Source organism: Nocardioides sp. B129/18 (assembly GCF_055282735.1).
The window spans coordinates 1-5,258 of the sequence record NZ_JBUZJI010000053.1 but is presented as its reverse complement, the minus strand read 5'-3'; the positions used below and the strand labels follow the sequence as shown (position 1 = coordinate 5,258).

Below are 5,258 nucleotides of genomic sequence, written 5' to 3'. Positions count from 1 at the left end.
ACGTTGTCAGGGGAAGCTTCCCCTGACAACGTCCAGTTCTCCCTGACCTGATCGGCCCCGGGAGACGTGCTCAGCGCGCGGCGAGCAGCTCGGCGATCTGCACCGTGTTGAGCGCAGCGCCCTTGCGGAGGTTGTCGTTGCTGATGAACAGCGCGAGCCCGCGGTCGCCGTCGACGCCAGGGTCCTGGCGGATCCGGCCGACGTAGGACGGGTCCTTGCCCGCGGCCTGCAGCGGCGTGGGGATCTCGGAGAGCTCGACGCCGGGGGCGTTCGCGAGCAGCTCCTTGGCCCGGGCCACGGTGAGCGAGGAGGAGAACTCGGCGTTGATCGCCAGCGAGTGGCCGGTGAAGACCGGGACCCGCACGCAGATGCCCGAGACCTTCAGGTCGGGCAGGCCGAGGATCTTGCGCGACTCGTTGCGCAGCTTCTGCTCCTCGTCGGTCTCCTCCGAGCCGTCGTCGACGAGGTTGCCGGCCAGCGGCAGCACGTTGTAGGCGATCGAGCGCTGGTAGACGCCCGGCTCGGGGAACGCGACGGCCTCGCCGTCGTAGGCGAGCTCGGAGGCCTTGTCGCCGACCGCGGCGACCTGGGTGGCCAGCTCGCTGACGCCGGCGACGCCCGAGCCGGAGACGGCCTGGTAGGTCGAGGCGATCAGCCGGACGAGGCCGGCCTCCTCGTGCAGCGGCTTGAGGACGGGCATCGCGGCCATCGTGGTGCAGTTCGGGTTCGCGATGATGTTCTGCTTCTCGCCGGAGAACGCCAGCTCGATGTCGCCGGGGTTCACCTCCGAGACCACCAGCGGGATGTCGGGGTCCTTGCGGAAGGCCGAGGAGTTGTCGACCACCACGACGCCGGCCGCGGCGAAGACCGGGACGAGCGCGCGCGAGGTGGTGGCGCCGGCGGAGAACAGGGCGATGTCGAGGCCCGTGGGGTCGGCCGTGGAGGCGTCCTCGACGACGACGTCGCGGCCGGCGTAGCGCAGGACCGTGCCGGCCGAGCGGGCCGAGGCGAAGAAGCGGATCTCGTCGGCGGGGAAGCTCCGCTCCTCGAGGATCTGCCGCATGGCGACGCCCACCTGCCCGGTGGCGCCGACGATGCCGATGTTGACCATCAACGAATCCCTTCGGGGTCCCCGCTGAGTTGTGCTCGGAAGGAGCGCAGCGGGAGGAGAGCAGAAGTCAGTGGGGTGTGCTGTCCGGTGGCGCCGACGATGCCGATGGTGACGCCCATGTCAGCGACCCGTCCCGCCGTAGACGACCGCCTCGACCTCGGCGGCGTCGAGGTCGAACGCGGTGTGCGCGGCCTGGACGGCCTGGTCGACCTGCTCCTCGCCGACGATCACCGAGATGCGGATCTCGGAGGTGGAGATCATCTGGATGTTCACGCCCGCCGAGGCCAGGGCGGCGAAGAACTTCGCGGTGATGCCCGGGTGGGAGCGCATGCCGGCGCCGATGAGGGAGATCTTGCCGACCTGCTCGTCGTAGATGAGCTTCTCGTAGCCGATCTCGGCCTCGAGCTTGGCCAGCGCGCCCATCGCGACCTGGCCGTCGCTGCGCGGCAGGGTGAAGGAGATGTCGGTGAGGCCGGTGCTGGTCGCGGAGATGTTCTGCACGACCATGTCGATGTTGACCTCGACGTTCGCCAGGGTCTCGAAGATGCGCGCGGCCTCGCCGACCTTGTCGGGCACGCCGACGACGGTGATCTTGGCCTCCGAGCGGTCGTGGGCGACGCCGCTGATGATCGCGCTCTCCATGGGGTCCTCCTCGGTCGGGGTGGCGGGGTCGACGACCCAGGTGCCCTCCAGCTGGCTGAACGAGCTGCGCACGTGGATCGGGATGTCGTAGCGGCGGGCGTACTCGACGCACCGCAGGTGCAGGATCTTCGCGCCCGAGGCCGCCATCTCGAGCATCTCCTCGTAGGAGACGCGGTCGAGCTTGCGCGCGGCCTTGACGATGCGCGGGTCGGCGGAGAACACGCCGTCGACGTCGGTGTAGATCTCGCAGACGTCGGCACCCAGTGCCGCGGCCAGCGCCACGGCCGTGGTGTCGGAGCCGCCGCGGCCCAGGGTGGTGATCTCCTTGGTGTCGCCGGAGACGCCCTGGAAGCCGGCCACGATGACGATGTGGCCGTTGCCGAGCGCCTCGACGATGCGGCCCGGCGTGACGTCGATGATCTTCGCCCGGCCGTGCACGGCGTCGGTGATGACGCCGGCCTGCGAGCCGGTGAAGGAGCGCGCGGAGAAGCCGAGGTCGTTGATGGCCATCGAGACCACCGCCATCGAGATCCGCTCGCCGGCGGTGAGCAGCATGTCCATCTCGCGCGCCGGCGGGCGCGGGCTCACCTGCTCGGCGAGGTCGATGAGGTCGTCGGTGGCGTCGCCCATCGCCGAGACCACCACGACGACGTCGTTGCCGGCCTTCTTGGCCTGGACGATGCGCCGCGCGACGCGCTTGATGGCGGCGGCGTCGGACAGCGACGAGCCGCCGTACTTCTGCACAACGATGCCCACGAGTGAACCCTTGCGATCGTGACGGGCGAGCGGGCCCTGCTCGGGCGCCGCGATGACGACGCCGAGTCTATCGGTGCGCCCCGGCCCGCCCCGGCGCCATCTCAGGCGCTCGGGCTCAGCGGCCGAGGACCTCGTCGGCGACCGCGACCTGCTCGGCGTCGAGCTCGACGTCGGTGTCGAGCCGGTCGTGGCTGACGATCGAGATCAGCGCGTTGAGCGCGGCGCCCGCGAGGTTGCCCCACGAGGAGACGTAGGAGAACTGCCACCACCACAGCGCCTCGTCGACGTCGCCGCGGCGGTAGTGCCGCAGGCCGTTCTCGAGGTCGGTGGCGATGCTGACGAGGTCGTCGGAGAGCAGGCTCTCGACCACCTCGGGCAGGTAGGGGTCGAAGACGAAGCTGTAGGCGTCGACCGGGCCCAGGATGCGCGCCAGCCGCAGCCGCATGGCGTCGAGGTCGGGCTCGGGGCCGACGTCGGGCTGGTAGCGGGCGTCGGGGGTGAAGTCGCGCTGGGCGCCCAGGCGGGCGCCGGCGAGCAGCACCTGGCTGATCTCGAGCAGGAGCAGGGAGATGCCGCGACCTGCGTCGGCCTCCTGGCTGATGGCGCGCAGCGCCAGCAGGAAGCTCTCGACCTGGTCGGCGATCTGCTGGGCGAAGTCCTCGGTCTCGGCGTCGAGATCGGGGACGAGCTCGCCCTCGGAGGTGGTCATGCCGCTCATTCTGCGCTCCTGCGTCCGGCGAAGGCACGCCCGAGGGTGACCTCGTCGGCGTACTCGAGGTCACCGCCGACCGGCAGCCCGCTGGCCAGACGGCTGACGGTGATCTCCATCGACCTCAGCATGCGGGTCAGGAAGGTGGCCGTGGCCTCACCCTCGAGGTTGGGGTCGGTGGCGAGGATGACCTCGGTGACGGTGCCGTCGGCCAGGCGCGGCATCAGCTCGCGGATGTGGAGCTGGTCGGGGCCGATGCCGTCGATCGGGCTGATCGCCCCGCCGAGCACGTGGTAGCGACCGCGGTACTCGCGGGTGCGCTCGATGGCCACGACGTCCTTGTACTCCTCCACGACGCACAGCACCGTGGGGTCGCGCCGCGGGTCGCGGCAGATGCGGCACTGGTCGTCCTCGGAGACGTTGAAGCAGATCGTGCAGAACCGCACCCGCTGCTTGACCTCGACGAGCACGTCGGAGAGGCGCTTGACGTCGGCCGGGTCGGCCTGCAGCAGGTGGAAGGCGATGCGCTGCGCGCTCTTGGGCCCGACGCCGGGGAGGCGGCCGAGCTCGTCGATGAGGTCCTGGACGACGCCCTCGTACAACGCGGGCGCCTAGAAGCCGAGCTTGCCGGCGCCGGGCAGCGCCGGCCCGCCGCCGGGCCCACCCAGACCGAGGTCGCCCAGACCACCGCCGGCCAGCGGGCCGAGGGCGTCGGAGGCCAGCGCGTCGGCCTGGGCCTTGGCGTCGCGGTAGGCGGCGACGACGAGGTCGCCGAGCTCGGCGAGGGACTCGGCGTCGGCGGCGTCGAAGGAGCCGGGGGCGATGGTGACGCCCTGGAGCTCGCCGACGCCGTTGACGGTGACGGCGACGGCCTCGCCGCCGGCGTGGCCGGTGACGGTGGAGTCGGCGAGCCGCTCCTGCGCGGCGACGAGCTGCTCCTGCATGGCCTGCGCCTGCTGGAGCAGGCCGCCGAGGTCGAGTCCGCCGCCACCGAGGGCGTCGAAGGGGTTCTGCGTCATGGGGTCACCTCGGGGTGCGGATCGGATCGGACGGCTCGGGGGCCAGCGTACGGAGGGCGGGGACGCCGGCTCACTGGTGCCGGATCTCCTCGATCATGCGGGCGCCGAGCTCGCGCTCGAGCAGCGCCGCCCCGCCGAGCTCCTCGGAGTCGGCGTCGGGGTCGTCGGGATGGGCCTCGGCGTCGGCGGCGCGGAGGTCCTCGGCGCGGGTGGCGCCGGGCGCAGGCCCGCCGGAGGGTCGGGTGGCCTGGATCGCGTCGCGGGCCGCCGCGAGCGCGGAGGATCCACCGCGCTGGCTCGGGTCCGGCGGCGGCGGGGCGCCGTCGTCGTCGGGCTCCTCGTCGAGCCAGGCGGGCGGCCGAGCGTCGGTGAGCGGACGGCTCGGCGCCGCAGCGGCCTCGGGCTCGGGAGCCGGGGGCGCGGCCGGAGCGGACGGGGCCGCCGGAGCGGAGGGAGCGGCGGCGGACGGCGACGCCTGATCGGGGGCTGACTCCGGAGCCGGCGCCGGCGGGGCGGCCGGGGCTGCGGGAGCGGCCGGAGCCTCGGGCGCCGTGGCGGCCCGCGTGACGACCGGGCCGTCCGGGCTCGCACCGGGATCGACGATCGTCTCGATGCGCCACGAGACGCCGACGACGTCGATGGCGGCCTGGCGCACGACCTCGACGCTGCCGCCGCGCTCGAAGGAGTCGCGGGCGCCGGCGTTGGCGAAGCCGAGGGTGAGCGTGGTGGCGTCGACGGCCACGACCTGGGCGTTCTGGGTGAGGTGGATCCAGGTCATCCGGCGGCGGGCCTTGGTGACCTCGACGATGTCGGGCCAGAGCCGGCGGACCTCGACGAGGGTGAGCGCGCTGCCGGCCGGCGTGGTGGCGGTGGGCTGCGCGGGCTCGGCGGGCTCGGCGGACGCCGGGGCCGGCGCTGGCGTGGACTCCGTGGCCGGGGCGGGCGCGGCGACCGGCGGCGTCACCGGCGCGACGCGAGCAGCCGTCTGGCCCAGCGGGCTGGCGAGCAGCGCACGCTCGGG

6 protein-coding genes are annotated in these 5,258 nt (G+C 72.9%); all 6 read right to left on the bottom strand.

All coding sequences use genetic code 11. The features are described from left to right. Positions 1–70: 70 nt before the first annotated feature. Positions 71–1,111, bottom strand: coding sequence for an aspartate-semialdehyde dehydrogenase (locus tag ACZDWJ_RS19620; RefSeq protein WP_463523857.1), 1,041 nt, complete (start codon positions 1,109–1,111; stop codon positions 71–73). A 120-nt stretch (positions 1,112–1,231) separates the two neighbouring features. Further along, positions 1,232–2,509 (bottom strand): aspartate kinase, encoded by a 1,278-nt coding sequence (locus ACZDWJ_RS19615; protein WP_463523855.1) that lies wholly within the window; start codon positions 2,507–2,509, stop codon positions 1,232–1,234. Between the two features lie 115 nt (positions 2,510–2,624). Then, on the bottom strand, positions 2,625–3,218 hold the full coding sequence (locus tag ACZDWJ_RS19610; protein ID WP_463523853.1) for a DUF5063 domain-containing protein: 594 nt from the start codon (positions 3,216–3,218) through the stop codon (positions 2,625–2,627). Between the two features lie 5 nt (positions 3,219–3,223). Next, entirely contained in the window at positions 3,224–3,820 is a 597-nt protein-coding gene (recR, locus tag ACZDWJ_RS19605; RefSeq protein WP_463523851.1) for a recombination mediator RecR, read from the bottom strand. A gap of 9 nt (positions 3,821–3,829) precedes the next feature. Continuing rightward, positions 3,830–4,237, bottom strand: a complete 408-nt coding sequence (locus ACZDWJ_RS19600; protein ID WP_463523849.1) for a YbaB/EbfC family nucleoid-associated protein — start codon at positions 4,235–4,237, stop codon at positions 3,830–3,832. A 70-nt stretch (positions 4,238–4,307) separates the two neighbouring features. Continuing rightward, the coding region (locus tag ACZDWJ_RS19595) for a DNA polymerase III subunit gamma/tau domain-containing protein (protein WP_463523847.1) at positions 4,308–5,258 on the bottom strand (951 nt) is incomplete at its 5' end.